19 protein-coding genes are annotated in these 20841 nt (G+C 69.4%); 10 read left to right on the top strand and 9 right to left on the bottom strand.

The genetic code is table 11. The features are described from left to right. Window positions 1–5: 5 nt before the first annotated feature. Window positions 6–959, bottom strand: a complete 954-nt coding sequence (grrP, locus tag H8F25_RS11630; RefSeq protein WP_197210550.1) for an extracellular substrate binding-like orphan protein GrrP — start codon at window positions 957–959, stop codon at window positions 6–8. A gap of 114 nt (window positions 960–1073) precedes the next feature. Further along, window positions 1074–1946 (bottom strand): carboxylating nicotinate-nucleotide diphosphorylase, encoded by an 873-nt coding sequence (nadC, locus tag H8F25_RS11625; protein ID WP_197210549.1) that lies wholly within the window; start codon window positions 1944–1946, stop codon window positions 1074–1076. A gap of 196 nt (window positions 1947–2142) precedes the next feature. On the opposite strand from nadC, the gene H8F25_RS11620 reads away from it, so the two are divergent. Beyond that, entirely contained in the window at window positions 2143–3744 is a 1602-nt protein-coding gene (locus H8F25_RS11620; RefSeq protein ID WP_197210548.1) for an NCS2 family permease, read from the top strand. Between the two features lie 224 nt (window positions 3745–3968). Here H8F25_RS11620 and mnmE read toward each other — a convergent pair whose 3' ends face one another. Next, window positions 3969–5681, bottom strand: a complete 1713-nt coding sequence (gene mnmE, locus H8F25_RS11615) for a tRNA uridine-5-carboxymethylaminomethyl(34) synthesis GTPase MnmE (RefSeq protein ID WP_197210547.1) — start codon at window positions 5679–5681, stop codon at window positions 3969–3971. A gap of 167 nt (window positions 5682–5848) precedes the next feature. Here mnmE and H8F25_RS11610 point away from each other — a divergent pair, with 167 nt between their 5' ends. Then, window positions 5849–6331 carry a DUF2062 domain-containing protein gene (locus H8F25_RS11610; RefSeq protein ID WP_197210546.1) on the top strand — a complete coding sequence of 161 codons (483 nt, stop codon included), beginning with the start codon at window positions 5849–5851 and terminating at the stop codon, window positions 6329–6331. A gap of 8 nt (window positions 6332–6339) precedes the next feature. Here H8F25_RS11610 and H8F25_RS11605 read toward each other — a convergent pair whose 3' ends face one another. Further along, entirely contained in the window at window positions 6340–6528 is a 189-nt protein-coding gene (locus H8F25_RS11605; protein WP_197210545.1) for a hypothetical protein, read from the bottom strand. Between the two features lie 722 nt (window positions 6529–7250). On the opposite strand from H8F25_RS11605, the gene H8F25_RS11600 reads away from it, so the two are divergent. Beyond that, complete coding sequence (locus tag H8F25_RS11600) at window positions 7251–7622, top strand: hypothetical protein (protein ID WP_197210544.1); 372 nt, start codon at window positions 7251–7253, stop codon at window positions 7620–7622. Window positions 7623–7637: 15 nt separating this feature from the next. Here H8F25_RS11600 and H8F25_RS11595 read toward each other — a convergent pair whose 3' ends face one another. Continuing rightward, complete coding sequence (locus tag H8F25_RS11595; RefSeq protein WP_197210543.1) at window positions 7638–8048, bottom strand: tellurite resistance TerB family protein; 411 nt, start codon at window positions 8046–8048, stop codon at window positions 7638–7640. A gap of 218 nt (window positions 8049–8266) precedes the next feature. Here H8F25_RS11595 and H8F25_RS11590 point away from each other — a divergent pair, with 218 nt between their 5' ends. Both H8F25_RS11590 and H8F25_RS11585 read left to right on the top strand, forming a co-directional pair. Next, window positions 8267–9358, top strand: a complete 1092-nt coding sequence (locus tag H8F25_RS11590; RefSeq protein WP_197210262.1) for an IS630 family transposase — start codon at window positions 8267–8269, stop codon at window positions 9356–9358. 184 nt (window positions 9359–9542) lie between these two features. Further along, on the top strand, window positions 9543–11171 hold the full coding sequence (locus tag H8F25_RS11585) for a hypothetical protein (protein WP_197210542.1): 1629 nt from the start codon (window positions 9543–9545) through the stop codon (window positions 11169–11171). Between the two features lie 5 nt (window positions 11172–11176). Here H8F25_RS11585 and H8F25_RS11580 read toward each other — a convergent pair whose 3' ends face one another. Next, window positions 11177–13552: a bifunctional (p)ppGpp synthetase/guanosine-3',5'-bis(diphosphate) 3'-pyrophosphohydrolase gene (locus H8F25_RS11580; RefSeq protein WP_197210541.1), complete on the bottom strand. Its 2376-nt coding sequence runs from the start codon at window positions 13550–13552 to the stop codon at window positions 11177–11179. A 115-nt stretch (window positions 13553–13667) separates the two neighbouring features. Between H8F25_RS11580 and nikE the strand changes: the two genes are divergently transcribed. The 5 genes from nikE (at window position 13668) to H8F25_RS11555 (ending at window position 18165) form a co-directional block, all read left to right on the top strand. After that, window positions 13668–15338, top strand: a complete 1671-nt coding sequence (nikE, locus tag H8F25_RS11575) for a nickel ABC transporter ATP-binding protein NikE (RefSeq protein WP_370525729.1) — start codon at window positions 13668–13670, stop codon at window positions 15336–15338. Continuing rightward, complete coding sequence (locus H8F25_RS11570) at window positions 15338–16057, top strand: hypothetical protein (protein WP_197210540.1); 720 nt, start codon at window positions 15338–15340, stop codon at window positions 16055–16057. Before nikE ends, H8F25_RS11570 begins: the two co-directional genes overlap by 1 nt. A 122-nt stretch (window positions 16058–16179) precedes the next feature. Beyond that, window positions 16180–16434 carry a Nif11-like leader peptide family natural product precursor gene (locus H8F25_RS11565; RefSeq protein WP_197210539.1) on the top strand — a complete coding sequence of 85 codons (255 nt, stop codon included), beginning with the start codon at window positions 16180–16182 and terminating at the stop codon, window positions 16432–16434. 91 nt (window positions 16435–16525) lie between these two features. Next, the gene (locus tag H8F25_RS11560; protein WP_231596797.1) at window positions 16526–17938 is read left to right on the top strand and encodes an NHLP bacteriocin system secretion protein; all 1413 of its coding nucleotides are present in this window, start codon (window positions 16526–16528) and stop codon (window positions 17936–17938) included. Then, window positions 17935–18165 (top strand): hypothetical protein, encoded by a 231-nt coding sequence (locus H8F25_RS11555; RefSeq protein WP_231596796.1) that lies wholly within the window; start codon window positions 17935–17937, stop codon window positions 18163–18165. Before H8F25_RS11560 ends, H8F25_RS11555 begins: the two co-directional genes overlap by 4 nt. Here H8F25_RS11555 and H8F25_RS11550 read toward each other — a convergent pair. The 3 genes from H8F25_RS11550 to H8F25_RS11540 form a co-directional block, all read right to left on the bottom strand. Further along, complete coding sequence (locus H8F25_RS11550; protein WP_197210537.1) at window positions 18156–19886, bottom strand: TolC family protein; 1731 nt, start codon at window positions 19884–19886, stop codon at window positions 18156–18158. The genes H8F25_RS11555 and H8F25_RS11550 overlap by 10 nt on opposite strands. Before the next feature lie 259 nt (window positions 19887–20145). Beyond that, window positions 20146–20391, bottom strand: a complete 246-nt coding sequence (locus H8F25_RS11545) for a hypothetical protein (protein ID WP_197210536.1) — start codon at window positions 20389–20391, stop codon at window positions 20146–20148. Further along, window positions 20388–20687 (bottom strand): hypothetical protein, encoded by a 300-nt coding sequence (locus H8F25_RS11540; RefSeq protein WP_231596795.1) that lies wholly within the window; start codon window positions 20685–20687, stop codon window positions 20388–20390. Before H8F25_RS11540 ends, H8F25_RS11545 begins: the two co-directional genes overlap by 4 nt. Between the last annotated feature and the right edge of the window lie 154 nt (window positions 20688–20841).

Raw genomic sequence — 20841 nt, 5'->3', positions numbered from 1 at the left:
TGCGATCAGTTGCCCGGGCGGGCGGAAGGTGCCTGACCGGGGGGCAGGGGACGGATCGGCTCGACGCCGAACATCACATTCTCGAAGTAGATGCGGATCGTCTCGGGAGGAATGGCCACGGAGCTGTCGGGGCCCACGGAGCGGTGCACCAGGGCCACCGCCTCGGCGGCGCCATCGAGGTAGGCCTGCATCAGACGGGCGATCGCCAGGTTGACCACATCGCGGAAGGCCGAGTCGTTCTCAGGCACCACGCAGCTCACGGCGTAGTGCTGATACGACTGCTCCGGGGTGAGCACCAGATTGGTGGCATTCCGTTTCCGGGCCAGGCTGCGCAGCAGCAGCGAATCGCCGATCACGCCGTCCACCTGGCCGGCGATCAGGGCGTTGACGGCGGCGGCGGCGCTGGGGAAGGGAACGGCCACCGCCTTCGGCTGCATGCCCAGCAGCTGGCTCTGGCCCAGAGAGCCGGCCGCCACGCCGATGCGGCGGCCGCTGAGCCCTGCGGGAGAGCCATCGAAGCGGCCGGAAGGGGCCAGCAGGCGCAGGCCCGACAGGCCGATCGGCAGGGTGAAATCAACGCTGCTGGCATCCTGAGCCCAGCTGAACGGCACGCCGCAGGCGAGATCCGCCTTGCCGCCGGCCACCCGGTTGATCTGATCCGCGGTGGTGGCCACTGCTTCGAAGCGCAGCTGCACCGGTTTGCCGATGATCTGCGTGAGCTCCGCCTGCACCAGGCGGGCGATTTCGGCGGCATAACCCTGGGCGTCACCGTTGGCGTTGGTGCTCAGCAGCGGCGGGGCATCGGATGGGCCCGCCAGCACCAGCTGACCGCTGCGCACCACCCGCTGCACCACCCCTTCGGCGCGGGCCGAGCCCACCGGAGCCAGAGCGGTGGCCAGCAGCAGAGCTGCCGGCAGGATCCTGGCCGGGAGCAGCTTCGAAAAGGGATGACGCGGCATGGAGCAGCGCTCGCGGGAACTTCCGGGATTGTGACGGTGGTGGCTGGATTTGTCCGGCGGATGGTGCATTTCGCCACCTCATGACCCACGACACTCCGAGTCGTGCCGCCGGTGTCAGGTCCAGTTGAGCGTGAAGCGCATGCTCAGATCCAGCCACGGGCTGCGGGTGATGGGCGCGCTGGAGGAGATCAGATCGATGCCGGTGTCGGCGTAGGCCTTCAGCTGTTCGGGCTGCACGCCTGAGGCCTCCAGCATCACCGGTGTGCCCCGCTCGGTCGCCAGGGCCCGCAGCCGCGGCACCAGCTCCGTCAGCTGCTCCGGGGTGAACTCATCGAGCAGCACGCCATCGGCGCCGGCGCGCAGCGCCGCTTCCGCCTCCTCGCCGGTTTCGGCCTCCACGATCAGCCTTGCCGGCCAGGGGGCTGAGGCCCGCACCGCCGCCACCGCCGGCCGGATGCCCCCGGCCCAGGCCAGGTGGTTCTCCTTGAGCATCGCCGCGTCGTCCAGGCCGAGGCGATGGTTGATGCCGCCGCCGCAGCGCACCGCGTATTTCTCGAGCACCCGCAGGCCCGGGGTGGTCTTGCGGGTGTCGGCCAGGCCCACGCCCGTGCCGTCCAGGGCCGCGGCCAGTTGCGCTGTGGCGGTGGCGATGCCGGAGAGGCGCATCGCCAGATTGAGGGCCGTGCGTTCGCAGGCCACCAGCGCCGCCCCCGAACCCTCCAGCTCCAGCAGCCGCTGACCGCTGCCGATCGGTGCGCTATCGGCCACCAGCAGGCGCACCCGGGCCTCGGGATCCAGCAACCGGAACAGCGGTTCTACCAGCACGCCGCCGCAGAACACGCCATCGGCCCTGGCGATCCAGTGGGCCCGTCCCGTTGCCCCCGCCAGGGCCGGCGCCGTGAGGTCACCGCGGCCCAGGTCCTCCTGCAGCCAGGCGGCCAGCTGCTGCTGGAGGTCGGGGGTGAGGGGCAGATGGGGGCCGTGCATCAGGAGGCTCTGCCAGCTGGGGATCGTTCCATCATGTTGAGAGCCGTCAGCCCGTTTCGCCCCAGGGGGGCTCGCGCCCTCGGGGGCGAGTGCTGCCTTCGGCTCCCGGGCTTTTGTGGTGAGCCGGCTCTCGTTGGCTCCCGGCTGACAGTCACCGAGGCACCACCCAGCATGAGGCGGTATGCCCAGGGCGTCGATGGCCAGCTCCGTTTCCATGCCCCGCTGGTGGGTGCCGGGCGATCTGGATGGCTTCCTCGGCCTGGCGCTCGACAACCTGATTCAGATCCTGCTGATCGTGGCGCTCTGCCAGGGGGTGCTCGGCTACCCGGACGCGCTGGTGTTCGGCACGATCCTGCCGGGCGTCGGCATCAGCCTGGTGGTGGGGAATCTGGCCTATGCCCATCAGGCGTACCGGCTGGCGCAGCGCGAGGGCCGCGACGACCGCACGGCCCTTCCTTATGGCATCAACACCGTCAGCCTGTTCGCCTACGTCTTCCTGGTGATGCTGCCGGTGAAGCAGGTGGCGCTGAGTCGGGGGCTGTCTCTGGAGCAGGCGGTGCAGCTGTCCTGGCAGGCCGGGCTGCTGGCCTGTCTGGGCTCCGGACTGATCGAGGCGGTCGGTGGGTTCGTGGCCGATCGGATCCGCCGCTGGCTGCCGCGGGCCGCCCTGCTCTCAACGCTGGCCGGCATCGCTCTCGGTTACATCGCCCTCGGCTTCCTGCTGCGCACCTATGCCCGGCCGCTGGTGGGCCTGGCGGTGCTCACCGTGATCCTGGTCGGCTACTTCAGCCCGGTGCGCTGGCCATTGCCGGCCGGTCTGCTGGCGGTGCTGCTGGGGGTGGCCCTGGCCTGGGGTACGGGCCAGATGACGATCGATCCGGTCCGCTGGCAGGCCGGTGTGGCTCAGATCGGCCTGCATGTTCCCCGGCTCCAGCTCGAGGCGCTCTGGCAGGGGCGCGATCAGCTGCTGCCCTGGCTGGGGGTGACGGTGCCGATGGGGCTGTTCAACGTGGTGGGCACGCTGCAGAACCTTGAGAGTGCTGAGGCCGCCGGCGATCCGTATCCGGTGCGCGGTTCGATGCTCATCAACGGCCTGGGCACCGTGGCCGCGGCCGCCCTGGGTTCCTGCTTCCCGACCACCATCTACATCGGCCATCCGGGCTGGAAGGGGATGGGCGCCCGCATCGGCTACTCCTGGCTCGACGGTCTGGTGATGGGGCTCGCCTGTCTGCTGGGGCTGTTCGGCGTGATCGCCCAGCTGGTGCCGATCGAGGCGGGCATGGCGATCGTGCTGTACATCGGTCTGGTGATCGCCGCCCAGGCGTTCCAGGCCACGCCGATGCGGCAGGCACCGGCGGTGGTGCTGGGGCTGCTGCCCGGTCTGGCGGCCTGGGGGGCGGGGATGCTCAAGGCGGGCCTGCGGGCGGCGGGTGCCGGCAGCGCCGCCCAGCCCTTCGGGCCGTGGATGCTGGCGCCCCTGCAGCAGGCGGACGTGTGGGCCGCCGGGGCCTTCGCCCTCGAACAGGGGGTGATCATCACCGCGATGCTGCTGGCGGCGATGCTCGTCTACGTGATCGAGTTCCGGCTGATGGCAGCGGCGGCGATCGCGGCCACGGCGGCGGTGCTGGCCTGGTTCGGGGTGATCCACGGCTGGCAGTTCAGCCCGGCCGACACGGTGCTGCAGCTGGGCTGGGGGGCGGGGCGCCCCTGGGCTCAGGGCTACGGGGTGATGGCCCTGATCCTCCTGGTCAGTGGCCTGCTGGAGCGACGGGGTGGCCTGGCCAGGAGGCGGGGATGACGCTGCCGCTCACGCCAGGCCCAGGACACCACGCAGGGCGATGGTCAGAGCGGCCTCCCGGCAGCTGGCAGAACGGTCAATGGTGCGTCGCCCAGTCGCCTGCAATCACGTGCCCGGGGCTGTTCCGCCAAGGCAGGGCCATCGCGCAGAACGCGGTCAACGGTCATCCAACGCGTCGTGCGAGGGACCTGGTTCCGGTGCCGACCAGCGGTGGTCGGCCCGGCTCACTTGCCGATGCAGAAGCGCGAGAACACGCGATCCAGCACCGCCTCGCTCACCTCCTCGCCGGTGATCTCGCCGAGGCGCCGCACCGCCTCACGCAGGTCGATCGTCCAGAAATCCCAGGGCAGCTGCTCGGCGGCAGCCGCCTGGCTGGCGGCGAGGGCGGTGGCGGCATGGGCGGCCAGATCCCGCTGGCGGGTGTTGAGCGCCACCTGCAGGCCCTGGAGGTCGCCGGCGCCGCAGAGCCGCAGCAGGGCTGAGGCCAGCCGTTCACGTCCGTCGCCGCGCAGGGCGCTGATCTGCACCAGCGCTGCTTCGCCCGGGCTGGCTGGATCCGTTGCTGCTGCCTCGCCTGGACCGGCCAGCGCGGCATCGCTGATCGTCGTTCGCATGGAGGCCTCCAGTGCACCTGTGGACCCCGGACGTGGTTCGGCGAACGTGGCGCTCTGACCGTCGCTGCCAGGCAGCGTGGTTGGTGGATCGCCCTGTTGCCCTGACGCTGCCGGCGCAGGCACGGCGATGCTCTCCGGCGACGCACTGGCTGTGGAGGACCCAGTTGCAGGCTGCATCGCGATCTCCCCAGCGTCACCCCCTGCCTCCAGCAGATCCGCCTTGTTGCCCACCAGCAGCAGCGGCACCCCATCCGGCACCAGCGCCCGCAGCTGCGCATCCGCATCGGTCCAGCCCGCCGCCAGGTCGTACAGCAGCAGCACCACATCGGCCGCGGCCAGGGCCTGGTGGCTGCGCGCGATGCCCAGCCGTTCGACAGGATCGTCGGTGGCGCGGATGCCGGCTGTGTCGATCAGGGTGAGCGGCACGCCGTCGAGCACCAGCTCGCTTTCCAGCAGGTCGCGGGTGGTGCCGGGCAGATCGGTGACGATGGCGCGGTCGCGGCGGCTGAGCAGGTTCAGCAGGCTGCTCTTGCCCACGTTCGGCCGGCCGACGATCGCCACCCGCAGGCCCTGGCGCAGCAGCTCCCCATGCTGCCCTTCCGCCACCAGGCGCTCCAGCTCGGCCTTCACTGCGGAGAGCTCCGCCACCACCGCGTTGCTGTCGAGCGGCGGCAGGTCCTCTTCGAAGTCCACCCGTGCCTCCAGCTCGGCCAGCTGATCCAGCAGGCGATCGCGCAGGGCGCTGATGCGGCGCTGCACGCCTCCGTCCAGGCCTGCCATCGCCAGCTGGGCGGCGCGGCGGCCGCGGGCGTCGATCAGGGCGGCGAGGGCCTCGGCACGGGTGAGGTCGAGGCGGCCGTTGAGGAAGGCCCGCTGGCTGAACTCTCCCGGCCTGGCGCGGCGGGCACCGGCGCTCAGCACCAGCTCCAGCACCCGCCGCACCGCCTCCAGGCCGCCGTGGCAGTGCAGTTCCACCACGTCCTCGCGGGTGAAGCTGCGTGGGGCGCGCATCACCAGCAGCAGCGCCTCATCCACCCGCTCGCCGCTGATGGGATCCACCACATGGCCATACAGCACCCGGTGGCTGTCCCACACCTGGGTGCCCGGCGCCTGGAACAGCCGCCGTCCGATCGCCTCTGCCGCCGGCCCAGAGAGGCGCACGATCGCCACGCTGCCCGCCCCGGCGGCCACGGCGGTGGCGATCGCGGCGATGGTGTCGCCTTCCGCCTGCGCGCCTGGGGAGGCGTGCGGTGGGGTGGGGGCTCGGCCGCTGGGATCGCTGACGGCCACGGAGGCAGGCGCTCGACTGCGCTCAGGATGCATGACGTCGGACTCGGCCGCCGGTGTCAGGGGCCATCCGGGCTGAACAGCCTGCCTAGGCCCGTTTGGGAGGCCTGGACACATCACTGCTCTGCATGGAGTTGCCGTGGCTCCCGGGCTTCTCCTTAGGGTGTAGAGCGCCGCGGGCATCCTCACCCTGCGCCGCTGCCATGGGCCGTCTTCGCCAGTCCGATGCGCTTGCCGCCAGGAGCCTCCGCCGCCTGGTCCGTCGGCTCAAGGATGCTCTGCAATGGCTGCGACGCCAGCAGGGAACGCCCGGCTATCAGGCCCGGGGACTGGCTGTGGGTGTTTTCAGTGGCTGTCTGCCGTTCTTCGGCCTGCAGATCGTTCTGGGGGTGGCCCTCGCCGGGGTGATGCGAGGACACCCGCTGCTGGCGGCAGCGGGTACCTGGATCAGCAATCCCTTCACCTATCTGCCGCTCTACTGGTTGAACCTGCAGGTGGGCATCCTGCTGCTGGGCCCCGCCGAGTCCCCACCCTCTCTGAATCAGCTGGCCTCGCTGCAGCTGGCGGAGCTGGGCTGGTCGTTCGGCGTCCGATTGCTGCTGGGTTCCGTGTTGATGGGCCTGGTGGTGGCCCCGCCCAGCGGCTGGCTCTGCTGGTGGCTGCAGCGTCGCCGTCTGCGGCGTTGACGGCCGGCTCAGGATTCGGCCATCCCCGGGAACACCATCAGGTCGATGTGAGCGCCGCTGGGGTGGCGCCACTCCCGGAATTCCGCCGCCAGGGCGCGCTGCTCCTTAGGCAGCGACTGGGATTCGAGCTCCAGGAGTCGCTGATGCACCTGGTCGAGGGCGTTGTCGATCAGCTGGGCCGCCTGTTCGGAGGTCATCGGATCAAGGCATCGGTCCGATGGGTGTAGGGGAGTGATTCCGGTCCGGCTGTAGCTGCAGACACGGCTCGCCCGGGCTGTCGGTGGATGCTGACGACGGGGTCGCTGTTCAGAGCCTGGCCCGGCAGTCCCTCTGCCGCTTCGGGCTTGCCGCTGCTTGCCGCGTCCCAGTGCACCGGTCCCGGGCCCTCGATCGCGGCGCTGAACCAGGGCGGAAGGGGGTGCCGCGGCGCGCTCACCTGCAGGACCCCGTCTGTCCCCTGGTTGCAATCTTGGCTGGCTGCCACTGTCGTCGCGCGGCTGCCTGGCCTGGCGCGACCCTGGTGACGACCTCAGGCGTTGCGCTTGAACTCTGCAGCGAGTTGGCGATCCGAAGCGGGTGTGGTGAGTGTCCTGGGGGCGTTGGGCGTTGATGTCGACAGGCCGTGCTTCTGTAACATCGGCACTACTTGTGCCGCAGCGCAGCGCAGAGCAGATTTGCGTGCGCAGTGATGTTGGCCGGCTGCGTGACGCAGCACGAACTGGCCATGATTGACTGGCCTGCGAGTTCTTGAAATCCCATGGTGGGGCGACTCCAACCCAGAATCACAATGGGGACAGACGAGCTTGCGAAACGGCGACCTCGTCGTTCTGATGCGAATGCCTTCCCGTTGTCGAGGGCCATTCTGCTCCTTGTGGGCGGCGGATCCGTACTTGCTGCATTGTTCGCGGTTGGAGGGTTGGTGCAGCTGGACAGCCTGCTGGTGATCAGCAAGACGATCTTCAATATAATCACCGGCATCAAGCAGATCGGTGCCGGCCTCGGGCTGTTGTTGCTCGGACTCGCTCAGGCCCTCGGATTGTTCGCCATGAGCCTCGCGGCCATGATCGCCGTCCTGGCGGTTGCCAGTGGTCTCTTGCGCGTGTTCGCCCAGGTTCTGCCTGGTCTCGGTGGCGTCTGGAAGCTGATGGCTTATGCCCTCAATGCAATCGTCGCCCTCCTCGGTTTCCCGCATCCGGTGGCGCAGCAGCCCTCGCGGGAGTCGCGTGGCCCTGTTCCACTGGCCAGCCGTCGCCGTGCGCCTGCTGAGGTGCGGATGCGCACGGCCGGTTGACCAAGCGGGAACGGCTCAGGTTTCGCTGAGCACATCGGCATGCAGCAGATCCATCGCCTCCTCGACCGCTGTGGTGAGCGTTGGATCAAGCTCCAGGGTGGCGGCGAGATTGGCGAGGATGTTCCGCTCGTCGGCCTGCAGGGGGCCATCAGAGCGCATGATTTCTGCCGCCACTGCATAGGCCGTCGCCCGCTGCCTGGGACTCAGGGCTTCGGCGGCCTCCACCATCAGGTGCTGGGCTCCCTTGCTGCGCAGCGAGGTGAGCAGGTCGTTCATCAGCTCGACCATGGCGTTGTCCCCGAGCTGGCGATAGGGCTCGCGGTAGTCGAGCGCGTGGCGCAGCGCCCGTGAACCGGCCCGCGAGAGCATGCCGTCCCAGGACACGGCCGCCAGGGCAATGGCGGCGAAAGCCGTGGGGGCCGGCATCGTTGCCGCAGGCGATGGACCTGTGCTGCCGGGGTCTGTCGGTTTCAGGGAGGTGGCAGTCATCGGGGTGAAAAGTGGGCACTTCCTTCACCCAAGACCCGCCGCGCTTCCTCTGACGTCGCCGATCTGACCGAATCGGCTTTTTAAGTCGATCGACCTAGTGTGCCGTCCCGCAAATAGCCGCTACAATATGAAGTGTCTCCCGAGGGGGTCGTTTCATGCCAAGCGGGCGCCCCATGGCTCCTCTGGAGCTGTCGGCTGATGAGGCCAGCCAGCTCCAGAGCCTGGCTGGATCAAGGTCCTTGCCCCATTCGATCGTTCAGCGGGCGCAGATCGTCCTGGCCTGCGCAGCTGGTGACACCAACACCTCAGTTGCCAAGCGATTTGGCGTTCGCAGCGCAACGGTGGGCAAATGGCGGCAGCGCTACCTCGATCTGGGGATCGAGGGGCTGCACGACGAGCTCCGTTCAGGCCGCCCGCGGACCTATGAGGACGACACGGTGGCGGAGGTGATCAACCGAGCCCTGCAGAGCAAGCCAACCGATGGCAGCACGCACTGGAGCGCTCGGACTTTGGCCGCAGAAACAGGGATCTCCAAGTCCACGGTTCACCGCTGGCTGCAGACCTTCTCGCTCCAGCCCCACCGGCAGAAATCGTTCAAGCTCTCCACCGATCCGTTCTTTGTGGAGAAGGTTCGGGACATCGTTGGCCTGTACCTGAACCCGCCCGACAAGGCGATGGTGCTCTGCGTCGACGAGAAGACGCAGATCCAGGCCCTCGACCGCACCCAACCGCTGCTGCCCATGGGGCTGGGCTACGTGGAGGGTGTGACGCATGACTACATCCGCCACGGCACCACGACCCTGTTTGCCGCGCTGGACGTGGCGACCGGTGAGGTAATCACTCAGTGCAAACCCCGGCACCGCCACCAGGAGTTCCTGGGGTTCCTCAGGCAGATCGAGAAGTCCGTCCCCGAGGATCTGGACCTGCACTTGATCGTGGACAACTACTGCACCCACAAGCACGCCAAGGTGCGTGCCTGGCTGGCCCAGCGTCCCCGTTTCCACGTCCACTACACCCCCACCTACGCCTCCTGGCTCAACCAGGTGGAGCGCTGGTTTGGACTGATCACCCAGCGGGCAATCCGGCGCGGCAGCTTCTCCAGCGTCAAAGAGCTGATCGCCAGGATCGAGCAGTTTGTGGCCGCCTACAACACGACCAAGGCCCCGTTCAACTGGACGGCGACAGCTGACTCAATCCTGGAGAAGCTCCAGCGGCTTTGTGCGCAAATCTCTGGGACGGCACACTAGGTCCCGTCACCTCGGCCTCCCCGTCGTCCGGCTCCTGCTGCCTGTCGCTTCGGCGGCGCGATGAGGCCGATGCCGGGGCGGATGCTGTCGAGCAGGTGTGTGCGGGTGAATGGCACCGTCGCCGCCATGGCTCTGCATACATCTGTGCTGCGACACTACGGTCTGCGGCAGCGTTGCGAGATCCATGAAAAGCCAGCTCAGGCAGAGACGCTTCTGGCTGCTGATGGGTGGGCTCTGGCTTTTGATCGTGATCGGCCTTCTTCTGCGGATTGTCGGGGCGATCAGCAGTCAGCACGACTATGACATCGACATCGATACCTACTTCTATCTGGGCTGGCGCTTTCGAGAAGGTGGCCTGATGTATCTCGAGAGCTTCAACGCCAAATGGCCACTCGTCGCCATGGTGTTTGCTCCCATCAGTCAACTGGGGTCCATCGGTGCCTACCGCATCCTGGTGCTGCTCATGGATCTCTGCACAGGGCTCCTGCTCGGCTGGAGCCTGGCCCGACTCCGCGAACGTCGCTGGATGCCGAACCATCTGCAATGGCCGATTCTTCCGGCGACGGCAGCTCTGACGCTGCTGATGAGCCAGAAAATGATCGGTGGACTGTCAGGTCATCTGCATCACACCGCAAACCTGTTCACGGCGCTGGCTCTCAGCGCAGCGGTGCTGGGGATGAAGAGCCAGCCACGCTGGCGTCAACTCAGCCTGCTGGGCTGTGGTTTCTGGCTGATGGCAGCCGTCTCCATGCGCCCCAATCTCGTCCTGCCGCTCGGCCTCAGCGTGATCGCCACCGTGCTGCTGACAGGCAGGCCGGCACGGATCCCAGGCCGCATGCGATCACTGCTCCCACTGGGTCTCGGGGCCGTGATGTTGATCGGAGTCATGGCAATTCCCTACATCCACAAACCCGATGGCCTCACCAGATTGTGGGCTGGAGCGATGGTCCTGCCCTGGGAATGGCGACAACACACCAGCGGCACGCTGAATCGCGACAGCAGCCTGCTCCAGGAATTGGGGAGAATCCTGAACAACCGGGTGGCAGGCCTCCATGTCTGGACTCTGGCCATCATGCCGATCACGCTTCTGGGATGCCAAGGCTGGATGGCGTGGCACGCACGGCCCAGAGCAGCCAGACAGTTTCTGGTGCCAGCCGTGAGCCTGTTCAATCTCCTCGGTCTGGCATGGTCATTCCAGCTCACGCACTACTGGGCGCACTATGAGATGATGACCATCCTGCCGACCGCAACCCTGATTGTCTGTGGGATCGGAGCCATACCAAGCAGCTGCAATTCGCGCCCAGCGGCCATTCTCCGATCCCTGAGCTTCATCAGCATCGGAGCAATCACGCTGGTTCTGGTTCTGAACGTGTTTGTCGCGGAAGCGCGCAGCCTCGGTGGTCCACCCTCCAGGCGACAGATTGACAGGCAGATCATCCTCAACTTCATCCAACAGCAACCACCCGGTCAGCGAGGATTCTCGTCTCCTCAGGATTTCTCCTTCCATTGGCGCCTGAAACAGCCAAGCTCAACCATTGGCATTCACCGGAGCTGGTCAATGCGTCCGTATGACATGCCTGCCAGCTGGGCGACGACCCTGCTGGGAATCGCCATCGACCGCAAAGACGCTTGCGATCAACTCACAGCTGAGCAGAATCGCTTTGTCATCTGGGAACGTCAGGAGCGCGCGGACTTGCCCGACGTTGATCAGCTCATGACCTGCTTGGAGCACAGTGGAGAAGCCTGGATCAATCGAACGAAAGAGATCGGGCTGAAAAACAGCGACTACATCGTCATGGAACGTGAACGCTGACTGAATCAGCCGATGCCGGTGCGGGCGATGTCGAGCACGTCGGCCATCGAGCGGATCTGGGCCAGGGTGTCCCGCAGCTGGGACGCGCTGGAGAGCTCGACGCGCAGGTCGATGCGGGCCGGTCGGCCGGGGGTGGTGCGCACCCGCGCGTCGCTGACGTTGATGCGGTGGTCGGACAGGCGGGTGAGGATGTCCTTGAGCACACCCACCCGGTCGAGCACCTCGATGCGCAGGCGCACCGGGTAGCGCCGCGGCGGTGCGTCGTGGGCGGTGTTCCAGCGCACCGGCAGACGCCGCTCCACCGGGGTCTGGCTGACGTTTCCGCAGTCCTGACGGTGGATCGTGATGCCGTGGTTGCCGAGGGCCACCGAGCCGACGATCGGCTCGCCCGGCAGGGGACAGCAGCAGCCGCCCATGCGGTACTCCAGCCCTTCCACCCCGAGGATCGGGCTGCCCTGGCTCTGATGCAGCGGCGTGTCGGGAGCCGCCGCCACCACCCCTGCCGCCACCTGTTCGTTGCTGAGAGCGGGTGTCGCTGCCGCCGAGGCCAGCCGGATCTCCTCGCGCAGGCGGTTCACCACCTGGTGGAGGGTGACGCCGCCGAAGCCGAGGTTGGCCAGCAGATCCTCGCTGCCGATCAGGTTGCAGCGGCGCGCCACCCGCGCCAGCGCCTCGCCGCGCAGCAGGGCATCGAAGCCTTCGCGGCCCAGCTCGCGCTCCAGCATCGCCGTGCCGCGCTGGATGTTGTCCTCACGGTGGCTGCGCTTGTACCAGGCGCGGATGCGGTTGCGTGCCGTCGGCGTGGCGACGAAGTTGAGCCAGTCGAGGCTGGGGTGGGCGTTCTTGGCGGTGATCACCTGCACGAAATCGCCGTTCTGCAGGGGCGTGGCCAATGGGCAGAGGCGGTCGTTGATGCGCACCCCCTGGCAGTGATTGCCCACCTCGGAGTGAATGCGATAGGCGAAATCCACCGCGGTCGAGCCCTTGCGCAGGCCCACCACATCGCCCTTGGGGGTGAACACGAACACCTCCTCATCGAACAGGTCTTCCTTGATCGAGGCCAGGAAGTCGCTGCTGTCGCTGCCGCCGTCATCCTTCTGCCAGTCGACCAGCTGCCGCAGCCAGTTGAAACGTTCGGTGTCGTTATCGGCGGGGGAGCCGCCCTCTTTGTATTTCCAGTGTGCGGCGATGCCGTATTCGGCCACCTGGTGCATCTCGCGGGTGCGGATCTGCACCTCGATCGGGCGGTGGCGGCCGATCACGGCTGTGTGCAGCGACTGATAGCCGTTCGGCTTGGGCAGGCCGATGTAGTCCTTGAAGCGGCCGGGGATGGGCCGGAAGGTGTCATGCACCACCGCCAGAGCGCGGTAGCAGCCTTCCAGCGAAGGGCAGAGGATGCGCACCGCCGCCACGTCGTAGATCTCGTGGAAGGCCTTCTGCTGCCGCTGCATCTTGCTCCAGATGCCATAGAGATGCTTCGGTCGTCCCGACACCTCGCAGGCCTCCAGACCCACCGCCTTCAGCCGGTCGCGCAGCAGCTGCACGGTGACGCCCAGGCGGCTCTCGCGGTCGCTGCGCTTGCTGGCGACCTGCTGCTGGATCTCGCGGAAGGCCTCCGGCTCCAGGATCTTGAAGGCCAGATCCTCCAGCTCCCACTTGAAGCGGCCGATGCCGAGCCGGTTCGCCAGGGGGGCGTAGATATCGCGCGTCTCGCGGGCGATGCGCTGCTGTTTCTCGACCTTGAGCGCCCCGAGGGTGCGCATGTTGTGCAGCCGGTCCGCCAGCTTCACCAGCACCACCCGGATGTCGCTGGCCATCGCCAGGAACATGCGCCTCAGGTTCTCGGCCTGGGCTTCGGTCTTGTTGGTGAAGTGGATGCCGCCCAGCTTGGTGACGCCCTCCACCAGGCCGCGCACCTCGACTCCGAAGTGGTCCTCGATCTCTTCGGGAGTGACGTCGGTGTCTTCGACGACGTCGTGCAGGAAGCCGGCGGCGATCACGGCGGCGCTGGCGCCGATATCGCGGAGCAGGTCCGCCACCGCGATCGGGTGGATGATGTAGGGCTCGCCGCTGGCCCGGTACTGCCCTTCGTGCAGCTGGTAGGCGAAGTCGAAGGCGGAGGCCAGCAGCGCTTCGGTGTCGGTGGGGCAGCTCTCACCGGCCCCGGGGGGAACGTGGCGCATGCACTCCTGCAGCCAGGCCGGCAGGGGCACGCCGTAATCGGAGGGGTCGTGGATCGGCCGGCGCCGCTCCACCGGTTCGCCGGTCGCCGCTGCGATCACGCCGGTGGGATCACCCTGGAGGACCGCGCCGGTCGCGGGCGCAGCAGCGCTCCCCACCTCCTCAAGGCTGACGGCAGGATCGGGAACCGCGCGAAGCATCCTGTCCAGTGACGTTCACCCATGGTAAGGAGGGCAGGGCCCCTTGCCCGGGTTCGGCTGCCGGTGGCCCGGACGGGCGCAGGCCCGTAGCCTTCGCGAGGGACGCTTCCCGGCCGTGACCGAGCCTGACAACGCCGCTCCGCCCGCCCGTGCGGCAGGCCACTCCGGCGGGGCCGGGCCCGTGCTGTGGCTCGAGGGTCTGCAGGTGCGTTACCCGGGTGCCGGACGCTCCACCCTGGACGGCCTCGATCTGCAGCTGGGCGCCGGCGATCGCCTCGCCCTCGTCGGCCCTTCCGGCTGTGGCAAGAGCACGGTGGCGCGGGCTGTGCTGCAGCTGCTTCCCCCCGGCAGCCTGTGTTCCGGCGGACTGCGCCTGGCCGGACGCGATCCGCGCAGCCTCTCGCCGGGGGCCCTGCGGCGCCTGCGTGGCGAGGCGGTGGGGCTGGTCTTCCAGGACCCGATGACGCGGCTCAACCCGCTGCTCACGATCGGCGGCCACCTCAGCGACACCCTCGCCGCCCACCGGCCAGCCTGGGCGCGCCGTCAGGTGATCGAGCGGGCCCGCGAGCTGCTCGAGCGGGTGGGAATCGATCCGGCCCGCTACGGCAGCTACCCGCATGAGTTCAGCGGCGGTATGCGCCAGCGGCTGGCGATCGCCCTGGCCCTGGCCCTGAGCCCGCCGCTGGTGATCGCCGATGAGCCCACCACCAGTCTCGATGTGGCGGTCACCGCGGCCGTGATGCAGGAGCTGCGCGATCTCTGCAGCGAGGCCGGCAGTGCCCTGTTGCTGATCACCCACGACCTGGCGATGGCCGGCCGCTGGTGCGAGCGCATCGCCGTGCTGGATGGCGGCCGGCTGGTGGAGCAGGCCCCGGCCCGTGAGCTGCTGCTGCATCCGCGCTCGGCCGTGGGGCAGCGGCTGGTGGCGGCGGCCCGGGCCCGGGAGGGTGGTCGCGCCGCGGCACCCCCGGACGGCGCGCCGCTGTTGCAGCTGGAGGATCTGCGCAGCTGGCATCCGCTCCCCTCGCCTCCCTGGCGGCCCCGCTGGCTGAAGGCGGTGGATGGCATCAGCCTGGAGCTGCACCGGGGCGAGACGATCGGCCTGGTGGGCGCCTCCGGCTGCGGCAAGAGCAGCCTCTGCCGGGCCCTGATGGGTCTGGCGCCGGTGCGGGGCGGCCGGGTGCTGCTGCAGGGACAGGACCTGCGCACGCTGCGGGGTGGCGAGCTGCGCCGGGCCCGCCGCAGCATCCAGATGGTGTTCCAGGATCCGTTGGCCTGCCTCAACCCGCAGATGAGCGTCGGCGAGGCGGTGGCCGATCCGCTGCTGCTGCATGGCCTGGCCACCCGGTCCCGGGCGCGTGAACAGGTGCGGGCCCAGCTGGCGGCCGTGGGCCTGGAGCCTCCTGAGAGCTACGAGGGCCGGCTGCCGCGCCAGCTCTCCGGCGGTCAGCAGCAGCGGGTGGCGATCGCCCGCGCCCTGATCCTGCAGCCGCAGGTGCTGCTCTGCGATGAGAGCGTCAGCATGCTCGACGCCGAGATCCAGGCGGAGGTGCTGGCCCTGCTGCGCGGTCTGCAGCAGCGGCTGGGCCTGGGGATGCTGTTCGTCACCCACGATCTTTCCGTGGCCAGCGGTTTCTGTCACCGGGTGCTGGTGCTGGAGGGCGGCCGCATCGTCGAGCAGGGGCCCGGAGCCGCGCTGCTGGCCCATCCCCAGGCCGCGATCACCCGCACCCTGGTGGAGGCCTGCCCGCGGTTGCCGGCCCTGGCGGGTTCGGTGCAGGCCTGATGCAGCCTGGTGTCACCCGCGAGCAGATCCTCCGGATCCGCCGCCGCCATCGCGGCTACAACATCGTGCTCGTGACGATCTCGCTGGTGCTGCTGCTGCAGCCCGTGGCCCAGCGCTGGCCCCTGCTCAATCCGCTGGGGGCGATCACCCTGGCGCTGGTGATGATGCTGTTTCTCACCCGCTACTCACCGCTGCGTTCACGTAAACGCCTGTTCTACGGGCTGGGGATCGCCGCGATCGTGAGTGAACTGCTCTGGCTGCTCGCCATGGCGACGCATCAGGGTCTCGCCATTCACCTGGGGATCGGCCATCTCCTGATCTGGACGCTGTTCATCGGGGTGTTCCTGCTGCGCAAGGTGCGTGCGCTGATGCTCGAGCCCTACGTCACCCAGGCGGTGGTGATGGGTGCCGCCTCCGGTTATCTGCTGATCGGCTACCTCGGCGCTTTCCTGCTGCACACCCTGCTGATATGGCAGCCCGCCGCCTTCTCCATCAGCCAGCTGGACCCGGGCATCAATCCGGTATTGGAGCCGCTGCATGCCTTCCCGGCGATGGTGATGGCCTCCTTCGGTGCCCTCACCACAACCGGCGCCGACATCGGCCAGCCCGGTTCGGTGCTCGCCTCGACCGGCTGCCTGGCGATCACGATCCTGGGCCAGCTCTATGTGGCGGTGCTGATCGCGCTGATCCTGGGGCGCTTTCACCGGCGCGGCATCTGAAGCAGGCCTGCGTGGGATCGCCCCGCTCCGCCTCGCCTGGGCCGTGCGAGATCGAGATCCGTGGCACCGCTTGGGTGGATCCCACCCCTTTTGCCAGGATGCCAGGGATTCGCCAGGCCTCCGTGTCGCAGACCGCCCTTGAAGCCTTCGCCCGCAGCGTCGGAGCCGATCCGCAGCTGCGTCAGAAGCTGGATGCCGCCGCCGGTCTCGATGACGTCGTGTCGATCGCCGAGAACCACGGCCACAGCTTCAGCAAGGCCACGCTGCTGCGTGCCCACGCCGCCGCCGTTGCTGCCGCTCCCGATCACGCCCTCGAAGCGGTCAACAGCTGGGGCGATGCGCTGATGCACTGCTTCGGCGCCAGCGATCAGGACTGAGCGGTCGCCCTGCCGCCCGCCGGCAGGCTCCCCACATCGGTCAAGCCGCCCTGACTGTGGGGTGCTTCAGGCCTACCGTGCACGAGCTGCCGTGGCCCAGCCTGCCGTGCCCTCACCGCTCCAGACCGCTGAGAGCCGGGCGGGGCGTGCCGCTGATGCCAGCCACGCTCCGCAGGGAGAGGGGGGGATGCACCCCGCGTCGGGCGGAACCGGCACCGTCTCCGCATCGCCGACCCGCGCAGGAGGCCATCCGGAACGGCCCGTGGCCCTGGCGCTCGGGGGGCTCTGGGTTCTCACGGCCGCCTGGGCCCTGCTGTGGCCCGTGCCCACCGAGGTGGTCGGGCAAGGGGTGGTGATCATCCCCGGGGGGGCCACCGTGATCGATTCGCGCGCCGAGGGGCAGATTCTGGAGCTGCCGTTGGCTCCGGGGCAGGCTGTGCGGCGCGGTCAGCCCCTGGTCAGGCTCTACCTGCCGGTGCTGGAGCAGCAGCTGCGCCGCCAGGAGCGCGATCTCGCCCAGCTGGTGCGCATCAACGCCGACCTCGACCGCCGCGACCGGGCCCGCCTGGAGACGGCGGAGCGGGTTCGCGACACCGCCCTGGCCAAGCTGGAGGAGGACCGCCGCCGCTTTGATCGGCTGCGGGCCACCTACGACCAGAAGGTGGCCGATTACCGGCTGCTGGCCCGGCGTGAGGTGGTGGCGCCCCTGGCCCAGGAGGTGGTCGCCACCGAGGACCGCGCCACCCAGCTGGATGCCGAGGTGGCCGAGCTGCGCATCCGCGAGCAGCAGGCCCGTGAGGCCTGGGAGGCGGTGCGCCTCCAGGTGGAGACCGAGGCGCAGAAACGCCTGTATCGCATCGGCGAGGCCCGCCGTGACCTGCGGGTCACCCAGGCGCGCCTGGCCTACGACGGCACGCTCACCGCCCAGCGCGACGGCCGCCTGCTGGATCTGCAGGTGGTGCGCGGCCAGACCGTGAAGCCGGGCGAGCGGCTCGGCACCCTGGGAGGTCCTGATGGGCAGCCTCTGCAGGCCGTCGCCTACTTCGCCCCCGCCGATGCCCGCCGCCTGCGGCCCGGCCTGGCGGTGGAGGTGGTGCCCGACTGGAATGAACGGGGACGCTTCGGCGGGATCCAGGGCCGGGTGGAGCAGGTCAATCTGCTGCCCGCCAGCAAGGAGGATGTGAACACCACCCTGGGCAATCCCCAGCTGGCCGAGGCCCTGGTGCGGCGCGGGCCGGTGATGCGCGCCGAGATCGCCCTGCTGCCGGGCAGCGGGCCGGAGGCGGGTGCGGCGCAGGGCTACCGCTGGACGCTCAGCCGCGGCAGCAGCGTGTTCCCGATCCATCAGGGCCTGACCCTGCACGCCCACGCCTACGTGGAGTGGCGCACGCCGGTGAGCTATCTGCTGCCGGTGCTGCGCGATCTCACCGGCACCTACCGCACCCTGCCGGAGCAGCGCCGCCAGGACGAGCCCGCGCTGCGTCAGCGGGGGTCGCTGCCATGAGCATCCTTCGGCCGTTGGCTTCGGCCTTTCCCGCGGCGCTGCGGCGCGAATCGCCCTGGCTGGTGCTGGCGGTGGCGCTGCTGGTGGTGCTGCTGCATGCCAACGCGCCGGAGGTGTGGTTCTGGTTCGCGGCGCTGGTGCTGCTGCTGCTCTGGCGCTCGCTGGCCTGTCGAGGGCGTTGGCGGGACGCTGCCGGGGAGGCCGGCGAGGCCGTGGATCAGGGCTGAGGCTGTGGGGTGCTCGCGGCGCTCTCCGGCGTGGCTGCGGTTCCGCCGGCGCTCCCCATGTCCAGCACCAGGGGCAGGGACACCGGCCCGCCGGGCTGAGCGGGGACCGGCAGCAGTTCGCGCAGCAGCTGGGCGTAGCTGACGTTGGCCAGGGTGGTGGCCTCCGCCACGCCCTCCATCGCGGTGGTCAGCGTGCTGATCGTGTCGGCCACGTCGCTGTAATCGGAGAGGCCCAGCTGGTAACGGGCCCGCACATCGCGGAACGCCTCGCGGGCGGCGGCGTAGGAGGCCCGGGCTGCCACGATCTGCTCCAGCGCGGCACGGTGATCGAAGAAGGCGGCCTCGAGGCGCTGGCGGATGGCGTTGCGTTCGCGCGCCAGGCTCTCGGCGGTGCGGCCTGCGGCGGAGCGGCTGGCGGCCACCTCCGCGGCGGTGACGCCGCCATCGAAGAGACGCCAGTGCAGCTGCAGTCCGGCGGCCCAGTCGGCGCTCTGGTTGTAGAGCTGGCGGATGTTGGTGGCGGCGCAGCAACCCTCCAGCTGGATCAGGGGCTTGGAGGTGACCGTTTCGCCGTAGCCGGCGCCGGCCACCAGTCGCAGGGTCGGCAGCAGCTGGGCGGCGCGGCGGTCGGCCTGGCGCAGAAGCGCCTCACGGGCCGCCTGCAGGGCCTGCAGCTGGGGGTTGGCCTGCAGGCCGCGCAGCAGGGTCTGCTCCAGATCCAGGGGCCAGGGCGGCTGCAGCACCGCTGCCGCGCTGGCGGTCAGGGTGATGTCGAAGGGCACGTTCAGGCGGTTGCTGAGCTGGCGCTGACGGCTGCGCTGCAGGGCTTCGGCCTGGGACAGCCGGTAGCGGCTCTGCTGCAGGTTGGCCTCCGCCCGGAGGAGATCCAGACGCGGCACCAGGCCGGTCTTCCTGAGGGCGGAAACCTGATCGCGAACCGCGGTGTCGCGCTCCACCACGGCGGCGCGGATGCGCTGCAGCTGATCGGCCAGCTGCAGGCCGTAGTAGGCCTCGCTGGTGCTGAGCTGCAGCTGGCGCAGCCGGTTGCCGTAGCGCTGGCCGGCCGCCTTCAGTTCCTGGTCCGCCTCCGCGATCGCCGCGCCCCGTTCGGGACTGATCAGGTCCCACCGCAGGGTCAGGCCAGCGGCGCCGAAGCCGGTGTTGGTCTGCAGCAGGTTCCAGCCATCGGTGTTGACCAGGAACGGGGAGTCGGCGGCATAGACGCCGGCGTTGCCCTGCCAGGCGGCGTTGTAGCTCCGCTGACCGGTCAGACCTCCGCCCAGCTCGACTCCCAGCTCCGGCCACCAGCGACCCCGCGCCGCGTTGGCCAGGTCGCGTCGTTCGGCCGTGGTGCGCACCTCCGCCGCCAGCTCCGGATCGTTGCGCAGGGCCACCGCCAGGGCCGTCGGCAGGCTCAGCCGCACCCGGCGCCGGATCGTGAGCGACGCCGCGGTCTGCGGCAGCGCCAGGGCCGGCGGTGCCGTGAGCTCCTCCAGCACCTGGGTCTCGTCCTGCGAAGCGGTGGCGTCTTCTGCGGGCATCAGGGTGTCCTCCAGCCGCACCAGGTCCCGTTGCAGGGCGTCGAGGCTGCGCAGCAGGCCCGCTGAGGGTGGCGGCAGCCGGCGGTTTTCACCCGGCAATCGCGGGGACTGGGACAGCAGGCGGTCCGGCGCTGCCCAATCCCGGCTCAGGCCTGCCGGTACGGAGGCTGCCTGGACCATGGCGGCGCCAGCGGCCTGAACGGCCAGAGCCGCAGGCAGGGTGCGGCGAAGCAGTCGGGCCAGTGGCCTCCGGGCGAGCCGATCCGTGCTGGGGCTGCTGTTGGCAGTCCGCCGGCCAGCGCCGGGAGTCAAGGCTCCCGGATGCTCCCGATCGCCGCCGTCATGGCACCGATCCCCTTCCGCGCCTGCCGCCTCCGGATGGCCTGGCCTGGCGGCGTCGCCAGATCCGTGGCGGTCGCGGTGAGGGCCGCGGTGCTCTTCAGTCGCCATGGCGCTCGGTCGGTTCGGCCGTCTGCTCCGACCTGCTGGAGGGGCGGCCCGCCAGGTCATGCAGGCCGAGGCTGGTGCGGGCCAGGCAGCCGATCGAGAAGCAGATGGCGGCGCTGCCCAGCAGGCCCAGCTTGACGGCGGCGGTCTCGCCGGCGATGCGGGTGAGCGCCAGCATCACGGCGGCGGCGGTGAGCCAGGGCAGGGTGACGATCAGCTCGAGCTGGCGGCGGCTCATCGCAGGCCCAGCTCCTGGCGCAGGCGGCTCTCGAGCTGGCGCATGGCGTTGCCGCGGGCCAGCGCCCAGGAGATCTTGCAGACACAGCCGATCGAGAAGCAGATCGCGGCGTTGCCGAACAGCCCCCAGGCGTGGCTGTGGAGGTCGAAGTCCTCGTCGATCAGCAGCCGCAGTGCCAGCAGCACCAGCAGGGCCGCAGCGACCCAGGGGCCGTAGACCCATCCCACGAAGAAATCGCCCACCAGCCAGGTGGGGCGCCGGGGGGACGGGGGACCGGGGCGGGACGGGGCAGCCATCGGCTGGGCCGCTGCAGGCCCGGGAAGTCTGGCTGGAGCCATGGCGCTGGCTCTGCGCTGGGGCCGCCATCCCGGCTGGTTGTCGTGGGCCACCCTCACGTCCCCGGCGGTCGCCGTTGGAACCAGCCGGGGGTGAGAGGGGCTGTGCCCGTCC

The organism is Synechococcus sp. CBW1004 (assembly GCF_015840715.1).
Taxonomy (GTDB): domain Bacteria; phylum Cyanobacteriota; class Cyanobacteriia; order PCC-6307; family Cyanobiaceae; genus Cyanobium.
This window is presented reverse-complemented; position numbering and strand designations above follow the sequence as displayed.